The sequence below is a fragment of the Roseovarius gahaiensis genome (assembly GCF_011601345.1).
Lineage (GTDB): Bacteria > Pseudomonadota > Alphaproteobacteria > Rhodobacterales > Rhodobacteraceae > Roseovarius > Roseovarius gahaiensis.
In genome coordinates, this window is sequence record NZ_JAAORB010000055.1 from 1 (window position 1) to 14258 (window position 14258).

Genomic DNA, 14258 nt, shown 5'->3' on the forward strand with positions numbered 1-14258 from the left:
TCGCGCTGACGGCCAAGCTCTTGGCCAATCGCCTGCGCAATCTCGGGATCGCGCGACGCGAGGGATTCGGTGAAAAACGTGTTGATCCGAGGCGGTGCGGTCATGCCCTGCCCTCCTTTTCATGTGGTCTTGTTGTTATCCCGTCCAGCCAAGCCCGGCGGAAATACAGTTCATGGTTTGCATCAAACGAATGCGGCTGTCGTGGTCCGCCTCGGCGCGGACATCCTTCAACAGCGCAATCTGCGCCGTGTGGGCCGCGCGCAACGCGGTTTCGTTGCGCCGGGTGCGGGCCATGAAATTGGGAAACCGTCGGCCAAGCTCTTGGCCCGTCACCATTCGCACCGCTTGTGCGGTGCGCTGATGTTCTGCTTGGATGCGGGCAAAAACATCTTCGGCCCCGGCCCGGTTGGTGACAAGCGCGGCATAGTCTTCGGCGATATCCATGCGCGCCAGAACAAGGGATTTTTCAATCTCATCCACGATCAGCCGGAACAGCGGCACCTTGGCGAACATGGCGGACAGCTGCGGCGCACCTGCCCCGCCACGGACCGCGCAGAAATCTTCCACCGCGCCCCCGAACCCAAACCAACTGCTGATCATGTGGCGGTTCTGGCTCCAGGCAAAGACCCAAGGGATCGCGCGCAGATCGTTTAGCGATTGCGCCCCGAACCGGCGCGCCGGGCGCGATCCGATCTTGAGCAGCGTCAGTTCGTTCACCGGGCTGGCCTCGTTGAAATAGTCGATAAAAGCCGGCCGCTGCATCAGCGTTTGATAGCGGGTCTGGCTCAGGCTCGACAGCGTGGTCATCACATCTTCGGCCTCGGGGTCCACGGCCTCGATCTCGGGCACGGCGCTATGTTTCAGGACCGCAGAGGCCAGCACCTCAAGCTGTGTCGCCGCAGTGCCGACATTGGCATATTTCGCCGTCACCACCTCGCCCTGCTCGGTCAGGCGCAGCCTGCCGTTCAGGGTGCCGCGTGGTTGCGCGGCGATTGCGCGTTCGGTGGGCGCACCGCCCCGACTGACCGAGCCGCCCCGGCCATGGAAAAACGCAGGCGTCAGCCCCTTTTTGCCAATGCTGCGGGTGATCGCCCGTTGCGCGCGATCCAAGGTCCATGTGGCACATAGAAACCCGCCATCCTTGTTGCTGTCAGAATAGCCCAGCATGATCTCGATCTGTTGGTCGGTGTCGCGCAGGCTGCGTGCGGCCAGCGGCACCTCCAGCACGTTCTCAAGAATGCGGGGCGCGGCGTGCAGATCTTCGATGGTTTCAAACAGCGGCACGACCTTGAGCGCCAGCTTTTCCGCTCCGAACCCCGCGTAGCGCGCCAACAGGTAGACCGCCAGAATATCGTCGGCGGACCGGGTCATCGACAGGATGAACGGCCCGATCGCCTCGGGGTCGGAGCCCGACAGAACATCGCGCATCAGCTGCAAAAGCGCCAGCAACTCGGACGCGTCAGGGCCAAGCCGGGTCATGTCGACACAGGGCATATCGGGCGCAGCCAGTTCGGCCCTTAACCGCGCGGACCAGTCCGGCGAAAACGCCTCGGGCGCGGGGCCGTTGGCCGACCAGATATCTTGCAAGGCGCGCGTCACCACGTCAGAGTTTTGCCGGATATCCAAGCTATGCGCGCGAAAGCCGAAAACACTGGCCTGCCAGATCAGCGGGCGGATCAACCCATCGGCCAGCAATCTCGCATCAAGCGCCACAAGCGCATCGCAGACCGTTTCAAGGTCCGCGATGAAGGCCGGAACATGCGGGTAGGCATCGGTTTCGATGGCTTGCAAAATGGCCGTGGTGGCCTGTCGGAAACTCTCGTTCGGGTTGCGGGCGGTGCAAGCGCGGGCATCGGTGCTGCGGGTCGCAACGATGGTGTCCAACGCCGCGCGGTGATCGGCAGGCAGCGCCGCCAGCTTATCAGACAGGCACAGGTGTTTGACGATCTCGCGCAGGGCGGATGCGTATTCCTCCAAGATCATCGCGCGCGATTGGGTCAAGGCCATGCGCGTGACCTCGGTTGTGACATTGGGGTTGCCGTCACGATCCCCACCGATCCACGAGTGGAACTTCAAACAGGCCGACGCCGGGCACTCGGGGCCGAATGCGTTTTGAACCGCCTCGCGGTAACGTTCGAACAAACGCGGAACCGCCTTGATCAGGCTGGTGCGGTAAAATTGCAGACCCCAGTCGATTTCCGCCGCAAGCGACGGGCGTTCCATGCGCAACTCGCCGGTCAGCCACAACAGGTCGATTTCCATTTCCAACTGGCGATCCATACGCGCGGATTCTTGCGGGGTCCAGCGGTTGGATTCGAACTGCACAAGCTGCCGGTAAATCCGCCGGTGGATTTCCATGACCGACACGCGCTTGGCTTCGGTCGGGTGGGCGGTGATCGTTGGGCCAACCGAAATTCGGCCCTGCTGAACAAGCCGGTGCAGGGCATCGCGGGCGTCGGGGTCAGTTTCGGACAGCACCTGTGCAAAGCTGTCGGGCACATCGCTGACCGAGCCGTGACGTTCAAGCTGGCGCGCGTCATGCACGGCGATGTTTTCGTCCATGATCTGTTGCAGATGAAACCAGATTGTTGCGGCTTGCAGGTGGTCGGCGTAATCCGCCTCGGGCCAATCGACAGCGCCTTGCAGCACTTGCCGGGCCACATTGGGCGCGCGGCGTTCCAGCATGCGCAGCCACGCCGAGCGCACCCTGTGGTAAAGCTGCGCGGCGTAATCCGTGGCCTCTGGCATGGTCTGGGTTTCTGCAACGGCCTGCATCACAGCACCTTGTCACGCGGTGCGCGGCCTTCGAAAAAGTCGACCAGATTGTCGAACACCCGCATTCCCATGGCCTCGCGGGTTTCGCGCGTGGCGCTGCCAAGATGCGGCAGCATCACCAGCTTGTCACAAGACAACAGGACCGGGCCGATGTTCGGCTCGCCGTCGAACACATCCAGCCCCGCGCCGCCAAGATGCCCCGAAGTCAGCGCCTGCGCCAAAGCGTGGTCGTCCACCACTTCGCCGCGTGCAGTATTGATCACGAACGCACCGGGTTTCATCAGCGCCAAACGGCGGCCATCAATCAGGTGCCGGTTGCTGTCACCGCCCGGACAATGCAGCGACAGGACATCGCATTGCGGCATCAGATCGTCCAGACTGGCAACCTGTGTTGCGCCGTAGCGGTCCAGCACATCCTGCGCGATAGCCGAGCGGTTTTGCACGACGATCGTCATGCCAAAGCCGTGATGGGCGCGCTGTGCCATGGCCTGCCCGATCCGGCCAAAACCAACGATCCCAAGCGTCTTGCCCGACACCTTGCTGCCAACCAGATGCGTGGGCCGCCAGCCTGTCCAATTGCCGGCGCGCAATTCACGCTCGCCCTCGCCCGCGCGGCGGGCGACCATAAGCATCAACGTCATCGCCAGATCGGCGGTGCAGTCCGACAAGACATCGGGCGTGTTTGACACAGTGATGCCATGCGCGCGCACGGCATCGGCATCAATATGGCTGAACCCCACGCCGTAATTCGCCAAAAGCCGCGTTTGCGGGTTGGACACGGTCAGTGCCTCGGCATCCAGTTTGTCGGTAACGGTGGGCAAAATCGCGTCAAAGCGCGATAAAGCCTCCTGAAATTCTGCGCCGGTCATCGGCGTGTCGGTCTTGTTGACCTGCACCTCAAACCTGTCGGCCAGCCGCGCCTCGACCGCTGCAGGCCAGCGGCGCGTCACCAGAACTTTTGGTTTATGGGTCATGACAACCGGCGCAGGCATTACGCGGCCTCCCGCTTTAGAACGCTGACGATCGTGTCGCCGATCACCGCCGGGTTGGGCGCCACGGTGACGCCCGCGGCGGACAGGATTTCCACCTTTTCCGACGCGCTTTCGCCAAAGGCCGAGATGATCGCGCCCGCATGACCCATGGTGCGGCCTTTCGGGGCGGTCAGGCCCGCGACATAGGCGATGACGGGCTTGCTGACGTGATCGCGGATATATTCCGCGGCCTCGGCCTCTTGCGGGCCACCGATTTCACCGATCATACAGATCACATGGGTGTCGTTGTCGTCTTCGAAGCGTTGCAGGATATCCTTGAAGGACGAGCCATTGATCGGATCGCCACCGATCCCGACCGAGGTGGACACGCCAATGCCATGCTCTTTCAGCTGCGCCGCAGCCTCGTAGCCCAAGGTGCCCGAGCGACCGATGATCCCGACATGGCCCGGCAGATAGATATGGGCGGGCATGATGCCCAGAAACGCCTTGCCGGGGCTGATCGTTCCGGCACAGTTCGGCCCGGTCAGGACCATGCGCCGTTCTTTGGGGTAGCGGTACATATAGCGTTTGACGCGGATCATGTCCTGCGCGGGGATGCCATCGGTGATGCAGACGCAATAGCGGATACCACCATCGGCGGCCTCCATGATGCTGTCGGCGGCAAAGGGCGGCGGCACGAACACAAGGCTGGCCTCGGCGCCCGTGGCTTTGACCGCATCTTCCACCGTGTCGAACACCGGCACACCTTCGACCGTCTGGCCACCCTTGCCGGGCACCACGCCACCCACCACGTTGGTGCCATAGGCGATCATTTCGGCCGTGTGGAACCGGGCCATCTTGCCGGTGATCCCCTGCACGATGACGGGTGTTTGTCTGTCGATCAAAATGCTCATTGGGCGGCCCTCAAAGTTGTGTTTTCCGATTGATCCTTGCGCCATGCGCTGACGACACGCTCGGCGGCTTCCATCAAGGTGCCGGCGCGGATAACGGGAAGGCCGGATTTCGCGAGGATTTTCTGCCCTTCCTCGACATTGGTGCCCGCCAGCCGCACCACCACCGGCACGTCGACCTGCACCTCTTGCAGCGCCTGAACGACGCCTTCGGCCACCCAGTCACAGCGGTTGATCCCGGCAAAGATGTTGACCAGCACGGCCTGCACATTGCCATCAGACATCACCAGCCGAAACGCCTTGGCCACCCGCTCGGGCGTGGCCCCGCCGCCGATGTCCAGAAAGTTCGCCGGTTCGCCGCCCGCCAGTTTGATGGTGTCCATTGTCGCCATCGCCAGCCCGGCACCGTTCACGATGCAGCCGATATTGCCTTCCAGACCGACATAGCTCAGGCCACGGTCGGCGGCGCGGCTTTCGCGCGCGTCTTCTTGGCTTTTGTCGCGCAACTCGCTGATCTGCGGGTGGCGAAACAGCGCGTTGTCGTCGAATGTCATCTTGGCATCCAACGCCAACACACGGTTGTCGCCCGTCACGACAAGCGGGTTGATTTCGACCATGGTCGCGTCATGTTCACGGAACGCCCGGTAGCAGCCTTGCAAGGTGCGCACCATTTGCGCGGTCAGCGCCGGGTCGATCCCCAGCTTGAAGGCAATCTGGCGGCACTGGAAATCCTGCAGGCCAACCGCCGGTTCAACGGTGGCGCGCACAATGCTGTCGGGTTTTTTGGCCGAGATATCCTCGATCTCCATGCCACCTTCGGCAGAGGCGACGATCATCACCCGCTGCGATGTCCGGTCCAGCACGAAGCCAAGATAAAACTCGCGTTCGATGGGCACGGCCCCTTCGATATAAACGCGATAAATCCCCTTGCCTTCGGGGCCAGTCTGGTGCGTCACCAGTTTGCGGCCAAACAGCTCTTCGCAGGTTTCCTGAATTTCGGTGTCGCTGTTGCACAGCTTGACGCCACCGGCCTTGCCACGGCCCCCGGCATGCACCTGCGCCTTGACAACCCAACGGTCCCCACCGATCTCGCGCGAGCGATAGGCGGCCTGTTCGGGGCTGTAGGCCAAGGCGCCCGGCGGGCTGTAGACGCCGAAATTCGCCAATAGTTCCTTGGCTTGGTATTCATGGATATCCATTGTGGTCTCTCCTCCTCGACCGGAATGCGCGGCGCGGCTTATTCGGCCGCCATCGCTTTGTCGTAACTTTGTGCAAGGGCGGCGTTCACCGTTTCATCGTCAGCCTGCCCGCCCAAGTCGCGGATGGCTTCGGCAAAACGCAGCGCGATATCGGTGACCGCTTCACGGGTGAGCAGGTTCAGGATACCGATCCGCACCTGAACCGGCTCGGACAGGGTGGGCCAGATGCCGAAGTTGCGGGCGCGGCAATTTTGAACCAACTCCATTTCGCGACCCCGCAGCGCGCCGGGCAAGTTCAGCACGACCAGCGATGTCATGTTTGACGTCACCTCACAGCCGATGGCCTCGACCGCCGCGCGCAACGCGGCTTCGTGCAGCGCATAGTCGCGCGCCCGCGCCGGAACGCCCTGCTGCAAGGTGATGCGCAACGCCTCGTGGAACGCTGATACAGCATAGGCCGAATGGGTGCGGTGATAGGTGCCCTTTTCAACATCCTGCCCGTCGATGATGCCCCAATGCCGGGCCTCAAGAATGGGGTGATGCACGAAACTACGGGTGCCGGTGGCCTTCAGCGTTTCGATATAACGGTCGGTGAACGACACCGGAGCATAGGTCAGCGGCAGGCAGCAAATGCCTTTTTGCGGACACGAGGCCCAGCCGTGGACACCGGAGAAATCATCAATCCGGAAATTTTCCACCCCAAGCGATGACACCGCATCGACCAACCCCATGGTGCCATGACGCTCACACGCGGCACTGAACCCGGCCAAATCATTGATGCGCCCCGATCCGGTTTCCCAATGCGCCATCGCGGCCCATTTCGGTTTGTGTTCAGCCAGAGCCGCCTCGACCATATCGCCGGTCACGGACTGGCCGTGTGGCACATCGACGATCACAACCGAGGCGGACTTGGGATCCAGCGGGTTTGCGGCCAGTTCCTCGGCGGTGGCGGCCTTCATCCGCACGGTCAGCCCGTCGATCCCGGAAAACGTGCCGTTGGTGAACACGACAACGCTGTCGCCCGGCATGACCGCGCTGAACATCACGTCCAGCCCGCTCCAACCGGTGCCGGCGACGCCAAAGGTATGCGTATTTTCGGTGCCCCAGACCTGACGCAGCATCAGTTTACATTCGATCATCCCGCGCAGAACGTCGGCATGCATGTGATCGGCAAGACCGGCGCCGCTAAACGCCGCCAGAACACGCGCATCGGTGTTGCCCGGTCCGGGACCGGCGGCGATTGTATCGGGAATCTCGAGATGAGCGAATGGTGCGTTTGATGTCATTTTCAGGGTCCTTTTCAGATCGGCGGCTGATGGCAGCGATGATTTTCACCACGATGATAAAAATTGTTGCGAAATGAAAAAACACCCGATACTCCTGCTTTTGGGCAGCCAGTTGGGTGGGGATAAAACTACCCATTTAGGTTGATATACCGTTGTATACCCGTGAACACCCCACACAGATGGGTAGGTTTTTGAAAATTTCACCTTCATAACAAGGGGGTAGCGCCTTGGAAAAAGTTGAAATCATGCTCGGAGACAGCAATCCGCTGGTCTTGTCGGCCATGTCCGAGGTGTTCGAACGCGATCAACGGTTTTCCCTTGTCGCGACGACCGCAACCGCCGAGGGCTTTCTGGGTATGGCGATGCGTGTTCCGGTTCAGGTGGGCGTGATCGACTGGAACCTGCCCGCCCTTGGTGCCGAAAAACTGACCGAGGTTTTGCGATCGCAAGAGAACGCGCCGCGCATCGTGATTTATGGCCATGACCATGACCCAAGCGCGCCACGCCGCGCCATGAGCATTGGCGCAGCCGCCTTCGTGTCACGCTCGGCCCCGACAGAAACCCTTGTGCAAACTTGCCTTGAGGTGGCCGACGGGAAAATGGTGTTTCCGTTTCTGGATGTCCGCGATCTGCGTTCGGATCCGATCAGCGCCTTGTCGCGCAAAGAACGCGCGATTCTTGAGGCATTGTCAGAGGGGCTGACCAACAAGCAGCTGTCAAACCGGCTTGGCATTTCCACCAATACGGTTAAGTTTCATCTGTCCAACATCTTTGACAAATTGTCCGTCAAGAACCGGGCGCAGGCCATCGCCTTCTACTATGCGGACCGGGCCAATAGTGGCGGTTAAGACTGGCTCGCATACACCTGTATGCAAATTTTTTTATTGACAGGAATGTGATTTTTCCGAATGCCAAGGGGGTACGAAGTTGCTCCGACACTCAGAAAAAGGGATTTACAAATGTCGTTTCACCCCGTCGAACAAGCCCCCGGACGCCTGAACCGCTCCGAACTTGCCGTGCCCGGATCACAGCCACAAATGCTTGAAAAGGCCGCAGAATCTGACGTTGACGTGATCTTTCTGGATCTAGAGGACGCCGTCGCGCCCGACGAAAAAGAACAGGCGCGCAAGAACATCATCAAGGCCCTGAACGAAATTGACTGGGGCACAAAATCCATGTCGATCCGGATCAACGGCCTCGACACACACTATATGTATCGCGATGTTGTCGATGTGGTCGAACAGGCGGGCGAACGGCTTGACCTGATCATGATTCCCAAAGTGGGCACCGCCGCAGATGTCTATGCCGTCGACATGATGGTCACCCAGATCGAAGATGCCAAAGGCTACAAAAAGCGGATCGGGTTTGAACATATCATCGAAACCGCGCTTGGCATGCAAAACGTGTCCGACATCGCTGCCGCCTCCAAGCGCAACGAAAGCCTACATTTTGGCGTGGCTGATTATGCGGCCTCGACCCGCGCGCGCACCACGATCATCGGCGGGGTCAATCCTGATTATGCCGTTCTGACCGACCCCGACGATGCTGGCGCGCGCGAGGTGCATTGGGGCGATATGTGGCATTATGCGTTGGCCCGTATGGTCGTGGCTGCACGCGCCAACGGTCTGCGCCCGATTGATGGCCCGTTCGGGGATTTCCAAGATCCTGACGGCTATCGCGCCGCCGCCAAACGCGCCGCCGTTTTGGGATGCGAAGGCAAATGGGCCATTCACCCCAGCCAAATCGCATTGGCCAACGAGGTGATGAGCCCGTCCGACGCGGAAGTGACCAAAGCCAAGCGTATTCTTGACGCGATGGCCGACGCCGAAGCCGCAGGCAAGGGCGCGGTGTCATTGGATGGCCGGTTGATCGACTATGCGTCGATCCGGCAGGCCGAGGTTCTGGTTGAAAAGGCGCGCCAAATTGCCGGTGGCTGAGATTTCAGAGCTTAAGGATCACGCAGCCCGGGCCTTCCGGGCTGCTGTTCGGCGTGCGGATCCCGGTGTTGCGCTGACGGAATGCACCCGTGACACCGGGGTGCCGCGGCCCAAGCCCAATGGCAAAACCATCGTGATTGCCGTGGGCAAGGCCGCGCCGTCGATGATGCGCGCGCTGATCCCGCAGGTGTCGGGACCGCGCGTATTGATCTGCGTGACCCACCGGGAAAACCAAGAAAGCGTTGCCGGGGCCGAGGTGTTTCGTGCCGGTCATCCCGTGCCCGACGAGGTGGGCGCACATGCCGCCATGCGGGTCGAAGAGGCATTGCGCGCCGCCACGGACGATGATGTGGTCATCGCCCTGATATCGGGGGGTGGCTCGGCCTTGTTGCCTGCACCGCCGCCCGGTGTCACCCTGGAAGACAAGCAGGCGCTGAACCGGCTCTTGCTGAAAAGTGGCATGAATATCAATGCGATGAACGCCGTGCGCCAGCATGTTTCGATGCTCAAGGGCGGTGGCTTTCTGCGCTTGGCGGCCCCTGCCTCGGTGACGTCTTATATCCTGTCTGACGTCATCGGCGATGATCTACGGGCCATCGCCAGCGGCCCCACCGTTGCGCCGATGGCCACCCGCGCGGAGGTGCGCGATCTGTTGCAGCGCAATCAGATCATGGATGCGTTGCCCGACAGCGTTCGCCACCATTTGTTACAGCCAGCCCCCAACACCCCGCTGCCCGAGGCGCAAAACCATTTGATCGGCAGCAACAGCGAAAGCGTGGCCGCCGCCGCCGACACCCTGTCGGCAGCGTATGACACCCAGATCGTCGAAGCGCCGCTTGTGGGGGACGTGACGGCAGCGGCCTCGGCCATCTATTCGGCCTTGCAAACGCAGTCAGGCGCCCCCGGCCCCACCGCCGTTGTCTGGGGCGGCGAGACAACCGTGAACGTGCGCGGGTCGGGCCAAGGTGGCCGCAATCAAGAAATGGCCCTGCGGTTGGCCTGCCTGATGGACGCCACCCCGCTGGACCGGCCTTGGGTGTTCCTGTCCGCCGGAACCGACGGGCGCGATGGCCCGACCGACGCCGCCGGTGGCGTGGTGGATCAAGGCACCGTGCAACGCATTCGCGACGCTGGCGGCGCGCCTGCAAGGCTTTTGGATAGCAATGACAGCTACGCCGCCCTACGGATGGCGGGGGATCTGTTGATCACAGGGGCAACTGGCACGAATGTGGCCGACATCCAGATTTTGTTGCTGGGCTAAACGCCGCCAGTTGGCGCAGTGCTGGCCTCGCGCCAATCCGGCACATCATTGACCAACAACAGCGCGGCACGACGCAGCGTGGCGCGAAACTTGTCTACCGTTTCGCCCTGCATGCCGCACTGCATCAGCGCCTTGTCAAAGGTTTGCAACCAAAGCTCGGCATCGGCCGCGCGGATCGGCACATGGGCATGAATTTCGCGCAGGTTCATGTGGCCGAACCGTTCGCGATAATAGGCCCTGCCCCCCAGAAACCCGCACAGGAATTCAAACTGGGCTTGCCGCGTATGGTTCAGGCCGTGACCGCGAAAATGTAACCGATGCAAAGGGTAAGCCTCGGGATCGGTTTCCATCAGGTCGTAGAAGGTTTCGACCAGTGCGTGCAGGGCGGTTTCGCCGCCAAGGGATGTCAGGGCAGATGTCATAGCCTATTCTGCCCTGACGGCATCCGCGATAGCCTTGACCTTGGTCAAGACCGTGGCCGTGTCTTTTGCGGATCGTAATGCGACAGCGGCACGATGGTCGCTGGCAGGCGTTTCTGGTGGCCATCCAGCTTGCCGATTTCCACCTTGGTGCCAACCTCGTGATGCGCCACGTCAACCCGCGCCAAGGCGATATTCTTGCCCAGAATGGGCGAGCGCATGGACGATGTGACCTCGCCAATCTGGGCGCGGCCAATGTGCACGCAATCGCCATGGCCAACATCGACATTGCTGTCGATATCCAGCCCGACCATTTTGCGCGCCGGGTGCTCCTTGCGGCGGATCAGGGCGTCGCGCCCGACGAAATCGTCGGTTTTCGATTTCAACGGCACGGTAAACCCGATCCCAGCCTCGAACGGATCGGTCTGATCGCTGAAGTCATAATCGGCAAAAATTAGCCCGGCTTCGATGCGGACCATATCCAGCGCCTCAAGCCCCATGGGCTTGATCCCATGATCCTGGCCCGCCTCCCACACGGCATCGAACACCGCGCCCGCATGTTTGGGATGGCAGAAAATCTCATAGCCCAATTCGCCGGTATAGCCCGTGCGGCTGACCACCACCGGAATACCCTGATCATCGCCAATCCGGGCCGGGGTAAAGCGGAACCATACCAGATCGTCGAAATTCGGCTGATGCGGCGCGGTCCAAATCACCTTTCGCAGCAAATCGCGGCTTTCGGGGCCTTGCACGGCGATGTTGTGCTGCATGTCGGTCGAGGACCGCACCAGCACGTTCAGCCCCAACTCAGCCGCCTTTTCGCGAATCCACTCGCCGCCGTAATCCGATCCGCCGATCCAGCGGAAATTGTCCTTGCCCAGACGGAACACCGTGCCGTCATCGACCATCCCGCCATGCGGGTAGCACATCGCGGTATACACCACGCCGCCCACCGGCAAGGTCTTCATATTGCGGGTAAAGATGTATTGGCACAGCGCCTCGGAGTCCGGGCCGGTGATCTCGAACTTGCGCAGCGGGCTTAGGTCCAGCACCACGCATTTTTCGCGGCAGGCGTGATACTCTTCGATCGGGCCTGCGGTCGACATGCAATTGGCCAGCCAATAGCCGTTATATTCGATGAAATTGTCGGTGAACCGGTCGAACCGGTCATGAAAGCCTGTCTGTTTGGTCATTTTACGTTCCGCGTCAGGTGTGGGCCGGTAAGCGATGGCGCGTTGAAAACTTTCCTTGCCGCTATAAGTGCGCACATGGATATCGGTGGGGTTCCAGCCATTGGCGGCCGAGGTATCATCGGGGCAGGCAGAACTGACGCAGACAAGATCGGTCAGCGCGCGCAGCAAGACATAATCGCCGGGGCGCGACCACGGCTCGTCGGAATACATCACGCCGTGATCGTCCAGCCCGGTGTTGAAGAAAAAGTTGATCGCCATCCATCCCGCGCGCCCTGTCACCCCGCTTGGGGCCAGTGCCGCGTTGAAATTGTCGGAACAGTTGACGTGACCGGGATAGCCGATGTCGTCGTAATACTTGGCCGAACAGGCCAGCGCAAAGGCGTCATGCCGCCCGCAAGTGTCCTGTATCACCTCGACCAGCGGCAGCATGTCCTGATCATAGTATTTCGCGTGCAGCCCCGGCATGGGGTAGGCATGTTCCATCAAGGTGCGCGTGGTCGTCACATCCAGCGCATGTTCAATCCCCTTGTCCAGTTTTCGCGCGGAAAAGCATTGAAAATCCGTGCATTGCCGCCCGTCGACATCCAGAATCTGGATATAATCTCCGGCCTTTACAAAATAGGCCTCGGCGGTGGCGGAATGCACCCGGATATCTGAAACCGGATCGGCCAAAGGGTCGGGCAATTCAAATTTGGCAACACTTTTGATCACCGCGCGGCGGATATGCACCGTCAGCGGCGTGGCGGTGTTCTGGGCCTCAAAATCCATGATGCCACCCGGCGCGGCGATGATCGCCACCCCCTCACGCGTGGCGGTAAAGCTTTCTTTGGTGCCTGCAGGCGTGTCGCTGCCGAACAGATGCACGGCTTGGGCGTTGGACAGATCCAGCCCCCGCGCCTCGATGCCCATGCGCAGGCTACGCAAGGACTGATCACCCGAGCTTAGCAAGGCCTGAAGCCCCTTGGGCGCGCCCTGCGCCGTCGCCCCAATCAGGCCCGTGTCGAACCGCCCGCCGGGATCGGCGCAGACGATTTCACAAGGTTGGCCGCCTTCGGTGTTTTCAATTTCAAGCGTGTCACCGGCTTCGAGGCGAACAAGGATTGCGCCCGCGCCTTCCACCACATAGCGTTCGGTTCCGGGCGGAAGCGTGAACACCCGCGGCTGCACGATCGCACTGGGCTTGGGCGGCCCCGGCACAACATCCGGATAATGTGTATCTAGCATTCTTCCTCTCCTGCCATTTGCATTTGTGGAATATTTATTTAACATGGAGAATATACACCCACATCGCATGACGCAAGGAAATCACGCGATATTTGACCGAAATCTTAGGGGCTAAGACACGATGAATGCAATTGCGCTTGGCCTGCTGGCCGCTGTCTGCTGGGGGCTGCATGACATTGCAATCCGCTATCTCAGCCGCACCGTGCCCCTGCTTGGGGCGCTTTTGGTGGTGTTGATCACAGGGCTGGTGTTCCAAAGCTTTGTTCTGGCCTCTGACGGTGACCTGCGGCTGCCAAAAGGCCCCGCGCTGTGGCTGTCGGTCGGGTCGGGCGCGGCGTTTCTGGTGGCCAGCCTTGGCCTGTATTTCGCTTTCGCGCGCGGGCCGGTTCGTTTGGTCAGCCCAATCATCGGGGCCTATCCGATTGCCTCGATTGCCTTTGCTGCCGCCACCGGAACGGCCATATCCGGCGGTCAGATCGCCGCTGTCTTGTTGATCGTTGCAGGTGTGGGGCTTGTCGCCAGCCTCGCCGATACCAGCGGCGACCCGGTGCCCCCCAAAGGCCCGACCATTGCGCTGTCGCTGATCTCGGCGATCGGATTCGCCACGACCTTCAAACTGGGCCAGATGGCCGCAGCGCTAGAGGGTGAACTGCAATCCACCTTTGTCGCACGGATCACCGCGATTGCCCTGCTGGTGCTGATCGTTATTGCCCGGCAAATACAGGTTCGCGTGGACCCCCGCGCCATCCTGCCGCTTATCGTGATGGGGCTGCTGGATGGCGTGGCGCTTTTGTCGGTCCTGTCGGCGGGCAGCCTTGCCAATCCACAATTCGCCGCTGTCGCCTCGTCGATGTTCGGGCTGTTCACCATCGTGCTGGCATGGGCGCTGCTGAAAGAACGCATGACCGCCCCGCAATGGGGCGGCTGCGTGATAGCGTTTCTGGCGATCGGTTACTTGGCGCTTTAAGCAGCCCCCCGGTGCCGTGGGACGGCACCGGGGTTTTGGTTCAGAACAAGCCTTCGACCTGGCCGTCGTCGTTGAGGCGGATGTTTTCCGCCGAGGGGACGCGGGGCAGGCCTGG

The 14258-nt window shown here is 61.2% G+C and carries 11 protein-coding genes; 4 read left to right on the top strand and 7 right to left on the bottom strand.

The features are described from left to right. Positions 1 to 135 precede the first annotated feature (135 nt). From HAT86_RS15790 to HAT86_RS15810, 5 genes are read right to left on the bottom strand one after another with little or no spacing between them, the layout of a single operon-like run. Positions 136 to 2775 (bottom strand): phosphoenolpyruvate carboxylase, encoded by a 2640-nt coding sequence (locus tag HAT86_RS15790; protein WP_167200112.1) that lies wholly within the window; start codon positions 2773 to 2775, stop codon positions 136 to 138. Then, the gene (locus HAT86_RS15795) at positions 2775 to 3749 is read right to left on the bottom strand and encodes a 2-hydroxyacid dehydrogenase (protein ID WP_167200115.1); all 975 of its coding nucleotides are present in this window, start codon (positions 3747 to 3749) and stop codon (positions 2775 to 2777) included. Before HAT86_RS15795 ends, HAT86_RS15790 begins: the two co-directional genes overlap by 1 nt. A gap of 17 nt (positions 3750 to 3766) precedes the next feature. Then, a complete protein-coding gene (sucD, locus tag HAT86_RS15800; protein WP_167200119.1) occupies positions 3767 to 4660 on the bottom strand; it encodes a succinate--CoA ligase subunit alpha in 894 nt (297 codons plus the stop codon). Next, the gene (locus HAT86_RS15805) at positions 4657 to 5856 is read right to left on the bottom strand and encodes a malate--CoA ligase subunit beta (RefSeq protein ID WP_167200122.1); all 1200 of its coding nucleotides are present in this window, start codon (positions 5854 to 5856) and stop codon (positions 4657 to 4659) included. The genes sucD and HAT86_RS15805 overlap by 4 nt, the downstream gene beginning before the upstream one ends. A 38-nt stretch (positions 5857 to 5894) precedes the next feature. Beyond that, positions 5895 to 7142, bottom strand: a complete 1248-nt coding sequence (locus HAT86_RS15810) for a PLP-dependent aminotransferase family protein (RefSeq protein ID WP_167200125.1) — start codon at positions 7140 to 7142, stop codon at positions 5895 to 5897. 245 nt (positions 7143 to 7387) lie between these two features. Here HAT86_RS15810 and HAT86_RS15815 point away from each other — a divergent pair, with 245 nt between their 5' ends. From HAT86_RS15815 to HAT86_RS15825, 3 genes are all read left to right on the top strand, one after another. Continuing rightward, positions 7388 to 7990, top strand: a complete 603-nt coding sequence (locus tag HAT86_RS15815) for a response regulator transcription factor (protein WP_167200136.1) — start codon at positions 7388 to 7390, stop codon at positions 7988 to 7990. A 111-nt stretch (positions 7991 to 8101) separates the two neighbouring features. Beyond that, positions 8102 to 9079 (top strand): HpcH/HpaI aldolase/citrate lyase family protein, encoded by a 978-nt coding sequence (locus tag HAT86_RS15820; protein WP_167200127.1) that lies wholly within the window; start codon positions 8102 to 8104, stop codon positions 9077 to 9079. Then, positions 9072 to 10340: a glycerate kinase type-2 family protein gene (locus HAT86_RS15825; protein WP_331272573.1), complete on the top strand. Its 1269-nt coding sequence runs from the start codon at positions 9072 to 9074 to the stop codon at positions 10338 to 10340. The genes HAT86_RS15820 and HAT86_RS15825 overlap by 8 nt, the downstream gene beginning before the upstream one ends. On the opposite strand, the gene HAT86_RS15830 is transcribed toward HAT86_RS15825, so the two are convergent. Together HAT86_RS15830 and tdm are read right to left on the bottom strand one after the other, a co-directional pair. Beyond that, on the bottom strand, positions 10337 to 10762 hold the full coding sequence (locus HAT86_RS15830) for a group II truncated hemoglobin (RefSeq protein ID WP_167200131.1): 426 nt from the start codon (positions 10760 to 10762) through the stop codon (positions 10337 to 10339). The genes HAT86_RS15825 and HAT86_RS15830 overlap by 4 nt on opposite strands. 44 nt (positions 10763 to 10806) lie before the next feature. Continuing rightward, positions 10807 to 13176, bottom strand: coding sequence for a trimethylamine-oxide aldolase Tdm (gene tdm / locus HAT86_RS15835; RefSeq protein ID WP_167200133.1), 2370 nt, complete (start codon positions 13174 to 13176; stop codon positions 10807 to 10809). 121 nt (positions 13177 to 13297) lie between these two features. Here tdm and HAT86_RS15840 point away from each other — a divergent pair, with 121 nt between their 5' ends. Next, complete coding sequence (locus HAT86_RS15840; protein ID WP_167200135.1) at positions 13298 to 14143, top strand: DMT family transporter; 846 nt, start codon at positions 13298 to 13300, stop codon at positions 14141 to 14143. The last annotated feature ends 115 nt before the right edge of the window (positions 14144 to 14258 follow it).

Coding starts and splice junctions, on each gene's coding strand:
- HAT86_RS15790 (WP_167200112.1), bottom strand. CDS start 2,775: ATGCAGGCCGTTGCAGAAACCCAGACCATGCCAGAGGCCACGGATTAC.
- HAT86_RS15795 (WP_167200115.1), bottom strand. CDS start 3,749: ATGACCCATAAACCAAAAGTTCTGGTGACGCGCCGCTGGCCTGCAGCG.
- sucD (WP_167200119.1), bottom strand. CDS start 4,660: ATGAGCATTTTGATCGACAGACAAACACCCGTCATCGTGCAGGGGATC.
- HAT86_RS15805 (WP_167200122.1), bottom strand. CDS start 5,856: ATGGATATCCATGAATACCAAGCCAAGGAACTATTGGCGAATTTCGGC.
- HAT86_RS15810 (WP_167200125.1), bottom strand. CDS start 7,142: ATGACATCAAACGCACCATTCGCTCATCTCGAGATTCCCGATACAATC.
- HAT86_RS15815 (WP_167200136.1), top strand. CDS start 7,388: ATGCTCGGAGACAGCAATCCGCTGGTCTTGTCGGCCATGTCCGAGGTG.
- HAT86_RS15820 (WP_167200127.1), top strand. CDS start 8,102: ATGTCGTTTCACCCCGTCGAACAAGCCCCCGGACGCCTGAACCGCTCC.
- HAT86_RS15830 (WP_167200131.1), bottom strand. CDS start 10,762: ATGACATCTGCCCTGACATCCCTTGGCGGCGAAACCGCCCTGCACGCA.
- tdm (WP_167200133.1), bottom strand. CDS start 13,176: ATGCTAGATACACATTATCCGGATGTTGTGCCGGGGCCGCCCAAGCCC.
- HAT86_RS15840 (WP_167200135.1), top strand. CDS start 13,298: ATGAATGCAATTGCGCTTGGCCTGCTGGCCGCTGTCTGCTGGGGGCTG.